The organism is Burkholderia sp. Leaf177 (genome assembly GCF_001424345.1).
In the GTDB taxonomy this organism is placed as follows: domain Bacteria; phylum Pseudomonadota; class Gammaproteobacteria; order Burkholderiales; family Burkholderiaceae; genus Caballeronia.
The window spans coordinates 467,593-482,989 of the sequence record NZ_LMPF01000021.1; the positions used below are offsets into that span (position 1 = coordinate 467,593).

17 protein-coding genes and 1 pseudogene are annotated in these 15,397 nt (G+C 58.4%); 10 read left to right on the forward strand and 8 right to left on the reverse strand.

All coding sequences use genetic code 11. The features are described from left to right. Positions 1–126: 126 nt before the first annotated feature. From ASG35_RS17500 to ASG35_RS17540, 9 genes and pseudogenes are all read left to right on the forward strand, one after another. Positions 127–879: a maleate cis-trans isomerase family protein gene (locus tag ASG35_RS17500; protein WP_056360878.1), complete on the forward strand. Its 753-nt coding sequence runs from the start codon at positions 127–129 to the stop codon at positions 877–879. 53 nt (positions 880–932) lie between these two features. Further along, positions 933–1,760 carry an alpha/beta fold hydrolase gene (locus ASG35_RS17505; protein ID WP_056359949.1) on the forward strand — a complete coding sequence of 276 codons (828 nt, stop codon included), beginning with the start codon at positions 933–935 and terminating at the stop codon, positions 1,758–1,760. A gap of 9 nt (positions 1,761–1,769) precedes the next feature. Continuing rightward, a complete protein-coding gene (locus ASG35_RS17510; protein WP_056359952.1) occupies positions 1,770–2,804 on the forward strand; it encodes a hypothetical protein in 1,035 nt (344 codons plus the stop codon). A 34-nt stretch (positions 2,805–2,838) separates the two neighbouring features. Next, on the forward strand, positions 2,839–3,477 hold the full coding sequence (locus tag ASG35_RS17515) for an N-carbamoylsarcosine amidohydrolase (RefSeq protein WP_056359954.1): 639 nt from the start codon (positions 2,839–2,841) through the stop codon (positions 3,475–3,477). A 200-nt stretch (positions 3,478–3,677) separates the two neighbouring features. Beyond that, positions 3,678–4,994, forward strand: a complete 1,317-nt coding sequence (locus ASG35_RS17520) for an MFS transporter (RefSeq protein WP_056359957.1) — start codon at positions 3,678–3,680, stop codon at positions 4,992–4,994. Positions 4,995–5,017: 23 nt separating this feature from the next. Then, a pseudogene (locus tag ASG35_RS17525) lies at positions 5,018–5,935 on the forward strand (molybdopterin cofactor-binding domain-containing protein); the annotation flags it as partial. A 370-nt stretch (positions 5,936–6,305) separates the two neighbouring features. After that, positions 6,306–6,461 (forward strand): hypothetical protein, encoded by a 156-nt coding sequence (locus tag ASG35_RS31435; RefSeq protein ID WP_156393219.1) that lies wholly within the window; start codon positions 6,306–6,308, stop codon positions 6,459–6,461. Further along, positions 6,454–7,566 (forward strand): PAAR domain-containing protein, encoded by a 1,113-nt coding sequence (locus tag ASG35_RS17535; protein WP_082508434.1) that lies wholly within the window; start codon positions 6,454–6,456, stop codon positions 7,564–7,566. The genes ASG35_RS31435 and ASG35_RS17535 overlap by 8 nt, the downstream gene beginning before the upstream one ends. After that, positions 7,563–8,147, forward strand: coding sequence for a hypothetical protein (locus ASG35_RS17540; protein ID WP_056359967.1), 585 nt, complete (start codon positions 7,563–7,565; stop codon positions 8,145–8,147). The genes ASG35_RS17535 and ASG35_RS17540 overlap by 4 nt, the downstream gene beginning before the upstream one ends. 42 nt (positions 8,148–8,189) lie before the next feature. Here ASG35_RS17540 and ASG35_RS17545 read toward each other — a convergent pair whose 3' ends face one another. From ASG35_RS17545 to ASG35_RS17555, 3 genes are read right to left on the reverse strand one after another with little or no spacing between them, the layout of a single operon-like run. Next, entirely contained in the window at positions 8,190–8,705 is a 516-nt protein-coding gene (locus ASG35_RS17545; RefSeq protein ID WP_082508435.1) for a MarR family winged helix-turn-helix transcriptional regulator, read from the reverse strand. Between the two features lie 60 nt (positions 8,706–8,765). Then, positions 8,766–9,725, reverse strand: coding sequence for a quinone oxidoreductase family protein (locus tag ASG35_RS17550; protein WP_056359970.1), 960 nt, complete (start codon positions 9,723–9,725; stop codon positions 8,766–8,768). 10 nt (positions 9,726–9,735) lie between these two features. Continuing rightward, complete coding sequence (locus ASG35_RS17555) at positions 9,736–9,996, reverse strand: hypothetical protein (RefSeq protein ID WP_056359972.1); 261 nt, start codon at positions 9,994–9,996, stop codon at positions 9,736–9,738. A 96-nt stretch (positions 9,997–10,092) separates the two neighbouring features. On the opposite strand from ASG35_RS17555, the gene ASG35_RS17560 reads away from it, so the two are divergent. Continuing rightward, entirely contained in the window at positions 10,093–10,869 is a 777-nt protein-coding gene (locus tag ASG35_RS17560) for an AraC family transcriptional regulator (protein WP_056359975.1), read from the forward strand. Positions 10,870–10,934: 65 nt separating this feature from the next. Here ASG35_RS17560 and ASG35_RS17565 read toward each other — a convergent pair whose 3' ends face one another. The 5 genes from ASG35_RS17565 to ASG35_RS17580 all read right to left on the reverse strand — a co-directional run bounded on the left by ASG35_RS17565 (position 10,935) and on the right by ASG35_RS17580 (position 15,264). Next, positions 10,935–11,699, reverse strand: coding sequence for a bestrophin-like domain (locus tag ASG35_RS17565; RefSeq protein ID WP_056360884.1), 765 nt, complete (start codon positions 11,697–11,699; stop codon positions 10,935–10,937). An 11-nt stretch (positions 11,700–11,710) separates the two neighbouring features. Beyond that, positions 11,711–11,887 carry a hypothetical protein gene (locus ASG35_RS31440; protein WP_156393220.1) on the reverse strand — a complete coding sequence of 59 codons (177 nt, stop codon included), beginning with the start codon at positions 11,885–11,887 and terminating at the stop codon, positions 11,711–11,713. Between the two features lie 93 nt (positions 11,888–11,980). Next, positions 11,981–13,666, reverse strand: coding sequence for an arylsulfatase (locus tag ASG35_RS17570; RefSeq protein WP_056359978.1), 1,686 nt, complete (start codon positions 13,664–13,666; stop codon positions 11,981–11,983). 274 nt (positions 13,667–13,940) lie between these two features. Further along, positions 13,941–14,564, reverse strand: a complete 624-nt coding sequence (locus ASG35_RS17575) for an FMN-dependent NADH-azoreductase (RefSeq protein ID WP_056359980.1) — start codon at positions 14,562–14,564, stop codon at positions 13,941–13,943. 58 nt (positions 14,565–14,622) lie between these two features. Beyond that, positions 14,623–15,264, reverse strand: a complete 642-nt coding sequence (locus tag ASG35_RS17580; protein ID WP_056359983.1) for a glutathione S-transferase family protein — start codon at positions 15,262–15,264, stop codon at positions 14,623–14,625. Positions 15,265–15,397 lie beyond the last annotated feature (133 nt).

A 15,397-nucleotide genomic window follows, 5' to 3' on the forward strand; every position in this document is an offset into this window, starting at 1 on the left:
GCTGCACCATTAAAATTTATTTGTGGAAACTTGTTATATTCCAACGTGTACACTAGACTTTCCCAAACGCATTCTCTGAACCGGACACGCTGCCCCGTGCAGCCCACGAAATACGGAGTCGAACAGATGATCAAAAACTTCCGCATCGGCCAGATCGTGCCGAGCTCGAATACCACGATGGAAACCGAGATCCCGGCCATGCTGCTCGCGCGCCAGACCATCCGTCCGGAGCGTTTCACGTTCCATTCCAGCCGTATGCGCATGAAAAAGGTGGTGAAGGAAGAGCTCGCGGCAATGGATGCGGAATCGGATCGCTGCGCGCTGGAATTGAGCGACGCGCGCGTGGACGTGCTGGGTTATGCGTGTCTCGTCGCGATCATGGCGATGGGCCACGGTTATCACCGTGTTTCGCAAAAGCGGCTGCACGAACGTACGGTCGAAAACGGCGGTTCGGCCCCCGTGATCACGAGCGCAGGCGCGCTGGTCGACGCGCTGAAGGTAATCAAGGCGAAGCGTATCGTGGTGGTCGCGCCTTATATGAAGCCGCTGACCGAACTGGTGGTGGATTACATCCGCTCGGAAGGGTTTGAAGTCGTGGATTACCGTGCGCTCGAAATTCCCGACAATCTGGACGTCGGCCGTCACGACCCGCGCCGCCTGCCGGAAATCGTGAAGACGCTGAACTACAAGGACGTCGATGCAATCGTATTGTCGGCGTGCGTGCAAATGCCATCGCTTGCTGCGGTGCCGCAAGTGGAAGCCATGACGGGCAAGCCGGTGATCACGGCCGCGATCGCCACGACCTACGCCATGCTGCGCGAGCTCGATCTCGAACGCGTGGTGCCCGGCGCAGGTGCGCTGTTGTCGGGCGCCTATTGATCGGCTCACCGGACCTTTCATTGAAAGCTTTCGACTCATCTACGGACTCCGCGATGGACTCAACTTTGCTCTACGGCGCGAACGTCAATGCCAACGGCATTCGCCAGCATTTCCTCCGATACGGCGGCGCCGACGGCGTGCGCGCCAACCGCCCTGCCGTGATCCTGATTCCCGGCATTACGAGCCCGGCGGTCACGTGGGGTTTTGTCGGCGAAGTGCTTGGCCGCCAGTTCGATACCTACGTGCTCGATGTGCGCGGCAGGGGTTTATCGGAGGCGTCCGCCACGCTTGACTACAGTCTCGACGCGCAAGCCGCCGATGTCACTGCGCTGGCGGAAGCGCTCGGCCTTGAGCACTATGCGCTTGTTGGCCATTCCATGGGCGCGCGCATTGCAATCCGCGCTGCCCGCAGCGCACCAGAAGGCCTGACGCGCACGGTCCTCGTCGATCCACCCGTGTCCGGTCCCGGCCGCCGCGCGTATCCGGCCAAGCTGCCGTGGTACGTCGATTCGATCCGCCTGGCGGTAAAGGGTATCGACGCGGAAGGCATGCTCGCGTTCTGCCCGACGTGGACCGAAGAGCAACGTCGCGTGCGTGCGCAATGGCTCCATACGTGCGATGAACGCGCCATGCTCGCGTCGTTCGATGGTTTCCATACCGACGATATCCACGCTGACCTGCCGCTCTTGCGCGTGCCGTCGCTGCTGATCACGGCCGCGCGCGGCGACGTGGTGCTCGACGAAGACGTGAAGGAAATGCAAGCGCTCGCACCCGGCTTGCTGCATACACGCGTGCCCGACGCCGGCCACATGATTCCATGGGACAACGAAGCCGGCTTCTACGAAGCATTCGGCGATTTCCTCGGCGCCAAACTTATCTAAGGAGCTGTCATGCCTATCAGCGATTACGAAATGATTGCCGCGTGGAAAGAGGTGTTGACGTTATCGAAGCTGGAGGCCGGCCAGACCGTCACCATCCTCACGAGCGCGTCCACGCATCCGCAGACGCTCTCGAGCGCGCTGATCGCCACGCAGTCCATGGGCGCGATCGTCAACCGGCTCGACCTGCTTCCCGTGAACGGCGAAAAAGCGTTGAGCCGCGATTCGCTGGCTTACCTCGGCACCACGCCGTTGACCGGCAATCATGCGGCCATCGCGGCGCTGAAGGAAAGCGATCTCGTGCTCGACCTGATGACGCTGCTGTTTTCGCCCGAGCAGCACGAGATCCTCAAGACCGGCACGAAGATCCTGCTCGCCGTCGAACCGCCCGAAGTGCTCGCGCGCATGGTGCCGACCGAAGCCGATCGCACGCGCGTGCGAGCCGCGGCGGCGCGGATCACGGCGTCGAAGGAAATGCGCGTGAAGTCGAGCGCGGGAACGGAACTGGTCTGTCCGCTGGGCGAATTCCCGGCGATCTCGGAGTACGGTTTCGTCGATGAACCCGGCCGCTGGGATCATTGGCCAAGCGGTTTCGTGCTGACGTTCCCGAACGAAGGCCAGGCGAGCGGACAGATCGTGATCGATCGCGGCGATATTTTGTTGCCGCAAAAACGCTATGTCGGCGACCCGATCACGCTGACGGTGGAAAACGGTTACGCAACGCGCATCGACGGTGGCGTGGACGCCGCCCTGCTCCGCGATTACATGGCGTCGTTCAACGATCCGGAAGGTTATGCGATCTCGCATATCGGCTGGGGCTTGCAACCGCGTGCGCGCTGGTCGACGCTGGGTCTTTACGACCGCGAGGCAACCATCGGCATGGACGCACGCGCGTTCGAGGGCAATTTCCTCTTTTCGCTCGGGCCCAATAACGAAGCCGGCGGCAAGCGCACCACGACGTGCCATATCGACATTCCGCTGCGTCATTGCGATGTGATGCTCGACGGCGACGCCGTGGTCCGCGACGGCGTGGTGATGGACCGCTGATGGACCGCTGACACACACTGAACGGAGCATTTGAATGAGCGACATCCAGAGCCACGCGGAATCCGGCGTCTACAAGCAGCAAGGATTCGGCACGCCATTGCCGGTGAAAGGCAATATCGGTTTGCTGATCGTGGACTTCGTGGTCGGCTTCGCGGACCCGAAGACTTTTGGCGGCGGCAATATCGCGCCGGCCATCGAGCGCACCACGCATTTGCTCGCGGCCGCGCGGCGCCACCAATGGCCGGTTGCGCATAGCCGTATCGTCTATGCCGCCGATGGCAGCGACGACAACGTCTTCTCGCTGAAAGTCCCCGGCATGGCGACGCTGACCGAAGATCATCCGAACAGCGCGATCGTGCCGGAACTCACGCCGGCGGCTGGTGAACTCGTCGTACGCAAGACCGTTCCGTCCGCGTTTTTCGGCACGCAACTCGCGCCGTGGCTGTCGCAGCGCGCGGTTCAGACGTTGATCGTCGCGGGTGCGGTGACGAGCGGATGCGTGCGCGCGAGCGTTGTCGACGCCATGTCGCACGGCTTTCGTCCGCTGGTTATTTCGGATTGTGTCGGCGATCGCGCGATTGGTCCGCACGATGCCAACCTCTTCGATATGCAACAAAAATACGCCGCCGTGATGACGCTCGATGAAGCGCTTTCGAGCATCGAAAATCGTTAGGCCGGTTATAAAAAAGCACGCCTGAATCACCTCGTTTTTATTTCGAAATGTCCTGCGGGTAAAGCCCGTGGGACGCTTCGTCACGGAGACACTTTGCGGGAACGCGCGGCCTTTACCACCTGTTCTGAACGTATCCGCGGTACTTGATTCGGCAACGCATATCGGCACCTTATTTCAGTCGGATTTTCAGGAGACACATCATGTCGACCCCGATCACAGACACTGCGCGCGGCACGCTGCATACCGACGCCCAGGCAGAACGCGAGCTATATCGCAAACTCACGTGGCGACTCATTCCATTCTTCTGCCTGTGCTATTTCTCGGCTTATCTCGACCGCGTGAATGTCGGCCTGGCGAAGCTGCAGATGCTCGACGCCCTGCATTTCAGCGATACCGTCTACGGACTCGGCGCCGGCCTCTTTTTTGTCGGATATATCCTGTTCGAAGTGCCGAGTAACCTGATCTTGCAGAAGGTCGGCGCGAAGCTCTGGATTGCGCGGATCATGATCACGTGGGGCATCCTTTCCGGCCTCACGATGTTCGTCAAGACGCCCGGCCAGTTCTACGTGCTGCGTTTCATGCTGGGCGTGGCGGAAGCGGGTTTCCTGCCGGGCGTGCTGCTGTACCTGACAAACTGGTTCCCCGATGCACGGCGCAGCAAGATCATCGCGCTCTTCATGATGGGTTTGCCGTTGTCGAGTCTGATCGGCGGGCCGTTGTCGGGCTGGATCCTGACTTTCTTCGATGGCATCCACGGCTGGCAAGGCTGGCAATGGCTGTTCGGGCTCGAGGCCTTGCCGTCCATCGTGCTCGGCGTGCTGGTGTTCTTTTATTTGCCCAATACCGTGGAGTCGGCCAGGTTTCTCGATCACGATGAACGCCGGCGCCTGAAGCACGATCTCGCGCAGGAATCGCACGCGGGCAAGAGTCATCGTCTGCGCGACGCATTCACGGACCCGAAGGTTTGGGCGCTGGGTTTGATCGATTTGTGCGTGCTGCTCGGGACGTATGCCATCAGCTTCTGGCTGCCCAGCATCATCCGCGATTCGGGCGTCAAGAGCGCGCTGGAAATCGGCATGCTGACCACAATTCCGAATGCGCTCGCCGTGGTCATGATGCTCGTGACGGGCGCGAGTTCGGACAAGTATCGCGAACGCCGCTGGCATATCGTCGTACCGTTTGCCTGCACGGCGTTTGGTTTGATTGCGAGCACGTTCTTCAGCGGCAGCACGGCGATCACCGTGATCCTGCTGTCGATTGCAAATGCCGGCGTGGCCGCGGCCATGCCCGTCGTGTGGGCGTTGCCCTCCACGTTCCTGCGCGGCACGGCGGCGGCTGCGGGCATTGCGTTCGCGTGTTCGATCGCGAATCTCGGCGGTTTTGCGAGCACCTACGTGCTCGGCTGGATGAAGGACGCAACGCACAGCATGAGCGCCGGCCTGATCACGTTCGGCATTCTGATGCTGGCCGGATGCCTCTTGGCGCTGGCGATGCCCAAGAGTATTGTTAATCGATAAACGCCTTTTCTGGATAACGCGTCATGCCCATTGCAGGAACGCCCGCCCGAGGTGAACTGCTCGCGCGCAACGGTTGCCTGAACATTGTCAGGCAGCCGAACGTGCCGGTAAAACCCGCGCCCGGTCAACCAGGCAGCGGGTCTTCGTACGTTCAGGACACGCCGGAAATTTTCGTTTCCATACTCGACGATGACCGCATTTTTGCGTTCAACGGTCACGTGGATCTCGGAACGGGTATTCGAACGTCGCTCGGACAGATCGTCGCGGAAGAACTCGATGTCTCCGCCGCCCGCGTGCGGATGATCCTGGGCGATTCGGCCGAAGTGCCGAATCAGGGCCCGACGATTGCAAGCGCGACGATCCAGATTTCGGCCGTGCCGCTGCGTTTCGCGGCGGCGCAGGCGCGTCTTGCGTTGATCGAATTGGCGGCGCGCGTGTGGGATTTGGATGCCGCGCTGCTTCGTACCGACGACGGTTGCGTAATCGCGCCCGACGACACCCGCCTCACGTTCGGCGCGTTGCTTCGAGGCCAATGCCTGACGCTCGCGCTCGATACCACCATCGCGGTGAAAGATCCTTCGACGTATCGGGTCGTCGGACGTTCTTCGCCACGCGTCGATATGCCTGCCAAGGCAACCGGCGCGCCCACTTTCGTGCACGACATGCGCGTGCCGGGCATGCTGCATGGGCGGGTCGTGCGGCCGCCGTATGCAGGACATGACTGCGGCGAGTTCATTGGCAAGATGCTTGTGGATGTGGATCGTGCATCGGTTCAAACGCTTCCGGGCGTGCGCGGCGTTGTAGTGATCGGCGACTTTGTTGGCGTGGTCGCCGAGCGTGAGGAACAGGCCATTCGCGCCGCGCGAGCGTTGCAGGTCAAATGGCGACCGATGCCGTCGCTGCCGTCTCTCGATGACCCCGCCAAGGCGATATCGCAAGCGGCGACCCTGATCGACTAACGGCCCAACTATCAGAGCGTCGGACCACCGGTATATTGGCACGGCTAGCGTTCCTTTCCACTCTAGATGAGCCAGCGCCAGCGCATTTAATAGCACCGCAACCACGCGTCGCGCGCCGAAATTGTCGGGCGAAAATCCCCGCTTCTTCGTACGACTCGCTGGCTCCTCGCCCCGCCATCAATAGACGCTAGCTGCTAGCGTTCAGATCATTCTCGACGCAAAACAATGCGTCTCTCGCCTTATTGACGTTCGTCAATTCGCGATGATTATTCCCAAATAACCTTATCAAAGATCGTTAATCTTGGAGATTCTGCGCGTAGCGGCAACGTTGATTTGCATAGGATACTTAAGCATGTCGGAAAAATCGGATAACAAAACAAAATACGTTTTTGCAATCATCGGTTCGCGCACAGTTCGCGGTCGGCGCGTCACGAGGGTATCGACCGAGGCGGCGTATAAAAGGATGGTGCTGACCACTGTGCCGGAAGCGGGAAATTTCCATGCGTAAAGCCGCAGTCCGACATGGTGATCCGACGACAACCCGCGGTTTTGTCATCGCTTACTCATCGACAATGCACGACAACGGGAGAAAGCTTGCGTTGCATGGAGACGAGGCGACTTGTGGCAACTGCAAAGGCTCGTTCAAAATATTCGGGTCGGGTAAGGGAATGTCCGAAAAGGGACGAGACGTTGTAGTGGATGGCGATCTGGTGCTGTGCCCGTGCGAGAAGAACAGGGCTATAGCAAGTGCAGACGCAGGCGTGTTTTTGCACTCGGACCACGATTCAAAGGTCCTAAACAGAGCGGCGGAAAGTGCTGGCATTACCGCAACTATGGCGCCGCTGTCGGCTCAATGCACAGAAGACGAAAATTCCGAACAAAATTATCCGACGCCTGTACCGGATTCGAAATCAAAGCCGGACTGCTCCTATCTTGACGGCTCGAGAACTCGCATCGACGCGCCGGCTGAGTTCTACCGACACGTGAACACCGTCGACCTGGGCTTCGCCACACAGACCACCTTTGAATTTCCCGGCGGAGGAGAAGGCGCTGCATCGCGGTACGTCGCAACTGTGAATGGACGGCCGGTCAATATCTATATGCCTGCGCAAACTCCACTTCCGGGTTATGGCGTACCCAGCCAAAAAGAAATCGCTAAGGCGCTTGAAACCATTCCGCCTCAACAGTACAAGGACCTTGAACGCGTTTCGATTAATCCAGTAGCGAATGCGCAGGACGCGATCTGGCAAAAGAAATTCAACGACCCGACATTTTCTTCTGCAGCGACTGCCAGTATCGACCAAGGCATTGCCTTCTATCCGTGGAAAGACGTGTCAACTTTTCCGCAGGAATACGTCGACAGTACGATGCTCCATGAAACCGGCCACCTTTGGAGCCAAGCATTATGGAGCGACCCAACTCAGAAACAGGGCTGGCAGGACGCCATAACGAGTGACGGGCAACCACCCTCCCGATACGCTCAGAACAACATGACGGAAGACTTTGCGGAATCCGCAAATATGTACTGGTCGAGTAAGGGGACGTCATGTGAGGCGGAGGGACGGAAACGCTATCCAGCACGCTACAGATACTTCGACAAGATATCGCAATGAATTTCGCCGTGCGATCAATCATCATCGCTGCGCTGTCTGCATATGGTTGCGGATGTACGGCAAATATTGGATCAACGAATATGACAAAGCATTTGCCACCGGGCGCGCAAGACCCTAAGTTGCCTCATCCCGGCACCATTGCAGCTAAATATTCCTGGAATCATTCCGAGGAGATGTGGACGGTATCTGATTTGCCTGACAGCTTTATTTTTCGCTGCTTTGATGAGAGCGGAAAACGTATTGGGCGAGCGAATGCCGCGTGGTGCATTCCGTTGGTTGAGATCGAAACGGTATCGGTTGATGAAAACGGAAATCCAGTCGCGCCGAAGGATGCAGATTCAATATCGATCTCGGAGTATGGACCGGCGCATACGTTCATTGAGCATACCCAATCCTTCCCGCATCTAAAACGGCAGCGCGAGCTAGACGGGCAGCAGCAAATTCCATCGAAAGTGGATACCGCGCCTTCATCATTTACCCCTGATCGATCGAACAACACGTCCGCGAACGACCAACCGCCGGTAGCCGATCTGAGATTAAGTTGGTCGGCGAAAGTGAAAGCGTGGCTTGGACTTGCTTGATGAAGTAAGGGCGATGTTACAGGCCGCTTTAACGCCCACGCATCAACCCTCGTCCGCCCGCGTCATCGCTTTCAACAGATAAACAATCGCCACGCGTTCGGCGGGATTCAATCCGCCGAACGTTTGCTCGCTGACCTGCCTCGCGAACGGAATACTCTGATCGATCAACGCGAGACCTTCCGGCGTAGTGCGAACCAAAAGCTTGCGTCCATCGAGCGGATCAGGCGATACGACGATCAGCGAACGTGCCTTCAGGCGCTCGACCACGCCGCGAATGGTCGCCTGATCGATAGCGGTCGACTTGACGATGTCGTTCAGCGAGCAGGATTGCTGCTCCTTCACCGCGCACAATGTCACGAACTGCGCGGCGGTCAGATCGGAATCGGGAATCGCCGCCTGGAAGATCGCCACGTGCCGCTGGTATGCGCGCCGAAGCAGATGGCCGATCTGCTCGGAGAAGTGATACGCGTCAGCGCCGTGAACGTTCGGGACGTCCCGAACGCTCGCAGAAGCGTGAACGTCCTTGACGACAGAAGCGGGAGGGGATTTTTTAGCCATGCGCTAATTGTAGCGTACACGTTGTACCTTCGGCGATGTTCATCGTGCCGCAATCAGCGTTTATGGCCTTGGTACGAATACCGTTCTTCGCGAACTGTCGGCATTTCTCCAATGTCTACCAATATCCGCCAGCGGCACAACCTCGGTTTCAGTCTGCAATCCGGCGGCCACGGCCGCGTTAAATACTTCCTGCATGGCATGCAGAAGGCGAGGCAATGGAACACTTCCAATGCCGCTGCCCGAAAGCGTGATCGCCGCCGATCGCAGGACGGCGGCCGGCAACTGGATATCGGCGCCGCTGATGGAACCGATCTGCACGAAACGCACGGGATGATCATCAGGCGATGCTTTGGCCGCCGCAATCAGCAACGCACGGGCGCTGGTTCCCCACAAATAATCCAGCACCACATCCACGCCTTCTGCACATTGCGATTCAAAGGCGCGGCTCAAAGCCTCGTCGTCCTGTTCCAGCGAGATGGTGACGTCGGCGCCGGCGAGTTTCATCGATTGAAGCGCGGCCTCGCGCCGCCCGGTCGCGATGATCTTCCCCGCGCCAAGATGCTTCGCGATCCGCACCGCGAGACGACCGGACGTGCCGGTTGCGCCGTTGATCAGGAGCGTCTCGCCCGCCGCGAATCCGCCCCGCTCGACGAGCGCCGCCCACGACGACATGCCCGGAATCGCAATGGCCGCGGCGTTGACATCGTCGAGCGCATCGGGAAGCTCGGCGCAGTTCGACTCGTGCGCAATACTGAATTCCGCCAATGACCCGAACGGCGCTTCAGGCTTGAAAAAATAGACGCGCTGGCCGTTTTCCAGACGCCCGGTTCCATCCACACCTGCAACGAACGGGAACGTCGCCAACGACGAATAATGCGTGCCCGATGCCCTCGCGCGCGCGACGTGACTCAGCGCGCTTGCCGTCACTTCAACCAGCCGATATCCGGCGCGAGCAGCGGGTTTACCGAAATCGGCGTAGACGGGCACTTCGCCCGGCGCCTTGATGATTGCAGCTTTCATGGCGTTTTCCTCAATCTTTAGTGTTTGTGGCGACCCACGCGCGCAAGGCGGTATCGCGAATATCCAGTACTTCGAACAAACCCGTGGCACGCAGCGCCGGCAAGGATTCGAGCATGTGCGTCTCGACCTCGATGCGCGCCGTTGCGCTCGTTGCCGGATCTATCCAGACGCGCGCATTCGCGAGAAACGCGGCAACGGTTCCCTTGCGGATCGTGATCCCGCCCAGGTCAGCTTGATCGACGTAGTCGGGGAGAATGTCTTGGGCTCGCATGGCGAAGCCTCCGGAAGCAGTAAGAACGAAGCCAGTTTAGGCGTGCGAAAGCGGCCAGTCTCCGGTATAAATGCCAATCGATACCGTGATCCAGCCATGACTTCCTATTTGATTCGACCCGACCTCGTGACGTCGCCCGATGGCCCGTTTCTCGCCGCAGCGGAACTGACGCAGGACGAGGCGCGGGCCACGCCGTCGCACAGCCACGCGCGCGGGCAACTCATGGGCGCGTTGAGCGGCCTGATGTCGGTTGGACTCGACAAGCAGCATTGGGTCGTCCCCGCCGTGCACGCAATCTGGATTCCGCCGCATTGCGTTCATTCGGTGCGCTCGTACGGGCCGTTCTCGGGCTGGAGCGTTTTCATCACCGAGCGGCGATGCGCACATCTGCCGCTCGAACCTCGGGCGATACGGACCACGCCGTTATTGCGCGAAGCGGTTCGGCGCGCTGCGACGTGGCCCGGTGCCGAGCTGGACGAGACGCAGGCGCGGATCGCTGAGGTTGTCATCGATGAACTCGCGGCATCGAAGGAAGAATCGCTGGTACTTCCGCGTCCCGAGGACGCACGGCTCATCCGGATCACGGACGCGTTGGCTGCGGATTTATCCGATAACCGCCGTCTCGAGGAATGGGCAGCGTGGGCGGGTCTCGCGCCTAGAACGCTCAGCCGCAGGTTTGTCGAGGAGACGGGCTTGAGCTTCGCGCAATGGCGTCAACAGGCGCGTTTGCTTCGCGCGTTGGAACTGATCGCGGATGGGGTTGCGGTGACGACTATCGCGCTGGAACTGGGATACGACAACGTGAGTGCGTTCATCGATATGTTCCGGCGGGCTTTAGGAACCACGCCCGGGCGATACAAGTCCGCGGAGTGATCAGGCGCGAACCGTCCTTTGATCGCAGACCAATTTCCGCAGATCCATATGAAAACTTCCTAGTCCTACCTTTCCAATGACTGAAGAAGCCTAGCAAGATTCTGGGCTTCTACACGAATGATCCCTCCTCGCGGGCTGTCTATATCCGCTATCAAAGCGAGCGATAGCGCAACCGTAATAGGAAGGACAGTGATGAGCAGACCCTTGCGCGCATTTCCCTTGGCGCCGTACCCCTGCACCGTGCAGCCGAATAGCGCAATCAAGATCATGAGAAACCATGCGCCCAGCGGAATATGGTTGATTCGCGCGGCCTCGGAGTAATCCTGAGAATTGAGGACATCGTTCATTCCCGCGACAACCAGCGCTCCTATTGGCGTTGGCTTGTCTTGCGCCACTTGCGCGGCAAGTCGCCAAAGCTCGGCTTGAAGCGCTGCCGTATCCCGGCCGATGCTGCCAAGTTCCTCCCGGTCACGCGTTCCGAAGTCGGCCAGCCGCAACTTCGTGTACCTGATCAGACCGGCTTTTATCTTCGTATTGACTGTGGCTTCGGCCAGATCCGCACGCGCATATTCGGTTCCGATCGCGTTGGCTTCGCCTTCCTCCAGCGTCTTGCGCTGGTCGTATCGCCCGACCGCCATCGACAAGCTGAAGCCGACGAGAAGCGCGAGCAATGTCAGCGTCGACGTCTGGATAATGGCGAAGTCTTCGCGCTCATGTTCGGACAGCACGGCGATACGCCGCAGGACAGTTGCACCGAACGCGACCGCGGAAACAAACAGCGCGAAGAGCACAATGAGAACGACCGCCGGATGATCGACAAACGCTGCCATGCTTTCCATCTTCAGGTAGCCTCGATCACGATCTGCTTGAACGTCGGGCTCGCATGAATTTGATCTTCACGTTGTGATCCGGAAAACGAGCGGATGAAATGCTCCGGCGCTGAAGGCGGCACGAGCGAGGACCGCGCCATGACTCGCGGGACCGACTCTTTAGAAAATTGATTGTTGTAATTGCGCATGTCGAGAGCCTCCGCCTCTCCCTTCAATGTTCCGGCAACGCATCGACCGTTCCGGACGAACACATGCGACCATCGTCCGGAACGATCTGGCCGTCAATTTCCGGTCGGCATCGGAATAGTGAAGCCACTTTGCTGCAGTTGGTCCCGGACGTATTTGAACCGCTCATACTGAGTGAGCGTGAGCGGTCCTGAATATCCCTCGCTCTGCAACTTACGGGGCGGGTACTTGACGTACGTTTGCATCAAGTCCTTCACGGCTGCGTTGAACGCCACCAGTGTCCACGTATGCTCCGTGTAACTGTTCATGAAGATGTCGTAGCGCTCCTGCGGGTCTTGGTAAAGATCGAACACTTGCGGAACCGTAGCGACGTAACTTTCGGGACCCTTCCAGCCAAGGTTCGAATCGACCGCCAGGCCGCCCGTGTCCGCGCCTCCGTCACCACGCAGGTTGAACTGAGCTTTGAACTGGGCGACCCGCACGGCACCTGGCGTTAGTTCGTTTTCCGTAAAGTAAAACCATGAGTTGCGTTTGCTCTTGCCCGTACCGAAAAGCACCGGCGACATGTCATAGCTGTCGAAAATGATGGGTTTGCCTTCACGGTCGTTCTTAGGCAGTTCAATGCCTGCTATAGCTGCGAAAGTGGCCATGCAATCGAGCCCGCCAAGAATGTCGAAGTTCTTCGAATGCGGTTTGATCTTGCCGGGCCACCAGGCAATGGCCGGGACGCGCGATCCCCCTTCGCGATCCGTTCCCTTCGTACCGCGAAACGGCGTGTACCCCGCATCCGGATACACGTCCTGCCATGCACCGTTGTCCGTCGTGAAAAATACGAGTGTGTTCTTGTCCAGCCCTTTTTCGCGCAGCTTGTCCATGATGTGGCCGACGCGCGCATCGAGCTCTACAAGCGAGTCCGCATAACGAGATTTCGACAACGACTTGCCGATGTAATCCGGGTCCGGCATATTCGGCTGATGAACCTTCATGAAATTCACGTTGATGAAGAACGGCTGTCCACGCTGCGCGGCTTCGTCGATATCGTCGAGTGCTGCTTTTTCAATGTATCGATCCACAAATGGAATGCCGACAATACGTTTGTCGGGCTCATTCTGATACTGCCCGTTTACCTTGAAATCTTCATGAGCCTTCTCCCCGGCCTTGCCAGAAAGCATGCCGGTCGTCACCTTCACAAACAAATCCCGAGTCTGCTGGTCCATGTCGGGAAACCACTTCGGATCTGAATAGGTGTACGCATTCAGGTGATACAGACCGACGTATTTCATGTCGTCGTAGCCTTGCGCGTTGGGAAGCGCATAATCCGCTTCGCCAAGGTGCCATTTACCCGTGAAATAAGTGCTGTAGCGCGCCGTCTTCAATACCGACGCCAAGGTCCATTCGGCTTTTGGAAGTCCTCCGCCCTGCCCCTGGAACGCAACGGTGGTCATGCCGCTTCTATTAGGGTTCCGACCGGTTTGCAAGGCCGCGCGTCCTGGCGTGCAACTGGGTTGCCCATAGAAATCGTAGAAGGTCATGCCTTCATCGGCCATCCTGTCAAGATTCGGCGTAGGAATTCCCCGCCCCTCGCCGCCACCGTATGCGCCAAGATCACCCCATCCAACATCGTCTCCCACAATCAGCACGATGTTCGGACGCGGTACTTGTTGCGGTTCGGTTTGGGCGCGTGCGGGAATAGCGCTACTTATCAGGCTGGCAGCAACAAGCCCGACCGATTTCCATGAAAGCATTTTGGGCAGGGACAGGAAGCGTGTTTCATATTCCATAAAGCACCCCTAACTAATGATCAATTCACTAAGTGAATGACGCCCTTCAAACGTGAGACTGCCGAAGTAGAAATCCACATTCGACGACGACAATTAAAGAGTCGCATACAGCGCTGCGGCCGTACGCGACCTTCTGCCTAAAAGCACCAATAGTGTTTTGGCAGGCAAATTTCAACTGTTTTTTTAGCGTCTGGAAGATGAGAGATACGGCGGACGACGAGTTCTATGAACTGCGGGCGTCCGCGATCAAACAAAAGATATGCGTAAATCCCGACTACAAACTAAGAGCCAGTTCGCGCGCTTTTTCGCTGGCGTCGGTACGGGATGCGTGGTCTTGCTCGGGGCCTGCCAACGTTTTTTCGACAGTGATCACACGTACGTCGGTGATTCCGACCATACGCGACCACATGGTCAGATAGTCGGCCTGAAAGTCGAACTGATCGGGCGGAAAATCCGCTCCTAGCCCAACGCCGCGCGCCGCAATCGTAACCACCGTCTTTCCGCCCAGCATGCCGTTCAATCCCTTTTCGTCGAAGGTGAACAGCACATCCTTCTGCGATATCACATCGATCAGATGTTTCAGACGATACGGAATGCCGAAATTCCACATGGGCACGCTGAAGAGAATGACGTCTGCCTGACGAAAACGTTCGGCAAGCGTGTGGACCGCGCGCCACGCGTCGGCCTGCGCGGCATCGAGCGGACGCCCTTCAATGCCCGCGTATTTTGCTTCGAGCACGGGCCCGTCGAAAACAGGCAGGTCGATTTCCCAGACGTTCAGTTCATCGACTGCTCCATCCGGATGACGCTCCTTCCACACTTCAATGAAAGCTTGGGCGACCTGTCGTGAAGCCGAGCGCCCGCTGCGTGGTGAACCAATCACGTGAAGGAGATGCATAGGCCCTCGCAGAAGATGAGTTGGGGAAATTATGTATCGGACGATTCGCGGCGCCAGGTCACGTCAACATGGGCGTCATCTCGGGATCGCCTTTAGCCATCGCGCGCTGATATGCAGCGCGTTCGCCGATGCGATGAAGATACGCCAAAATATTCGGATAAGGTTTGAGATCGACGGGATGAAACTGGCGCATCGTGGTTAGCGAAAAGACGCTCATGATGTCAGCTGCGGTGAACGCGCTTCCAGCCAGATAATCGTTCTCTCCGAGCCGTTCTTCGATCAACGCAAGCACCTTGTCCAGCCGGCTTTGCGCTGCTTTTTGAATCGGATGGTCCGGTGGCAGGCCGCAGCGCCCGATGAACATCGACCGGCCCATTACCGGCTGGAGATTGCCATTGGCGAAGTGGAACCAGTATAGATAGTCCGCGAAATCGGGATGATCGGGTCCATGCTGCAAATGTCCGCGACCATATCGGGCCAGGATGAATTCGACGATCGCAGCGGACTCGGCAAGCAGGATTCCATCGTCTTCAATAAGCGGCGCCGCGCCGAGCGGATGCAGCGCCTTCAGTTCCGGTGGCGACAGTTGCGTGACCGGATCGCGCGTGTATTTTTCAAGCTCGTAAGGGATCTCGAGTTCTTCGCAAAGCCAGACGATACGTTCCGATTGCGAGTGACCAAGGTGATGGATTTTCAGCATGAAGCTTCCGTTGAAAGTGCGGCTAATGACGTGGTTCACTCGAAGAACATCGACAGGCGTGTTAATCCGGCGATGCGAGCCCCGGGTGGGGAAGCATATTCTGTTCCTTTATCTCAAACTGATAGGGAAGGCA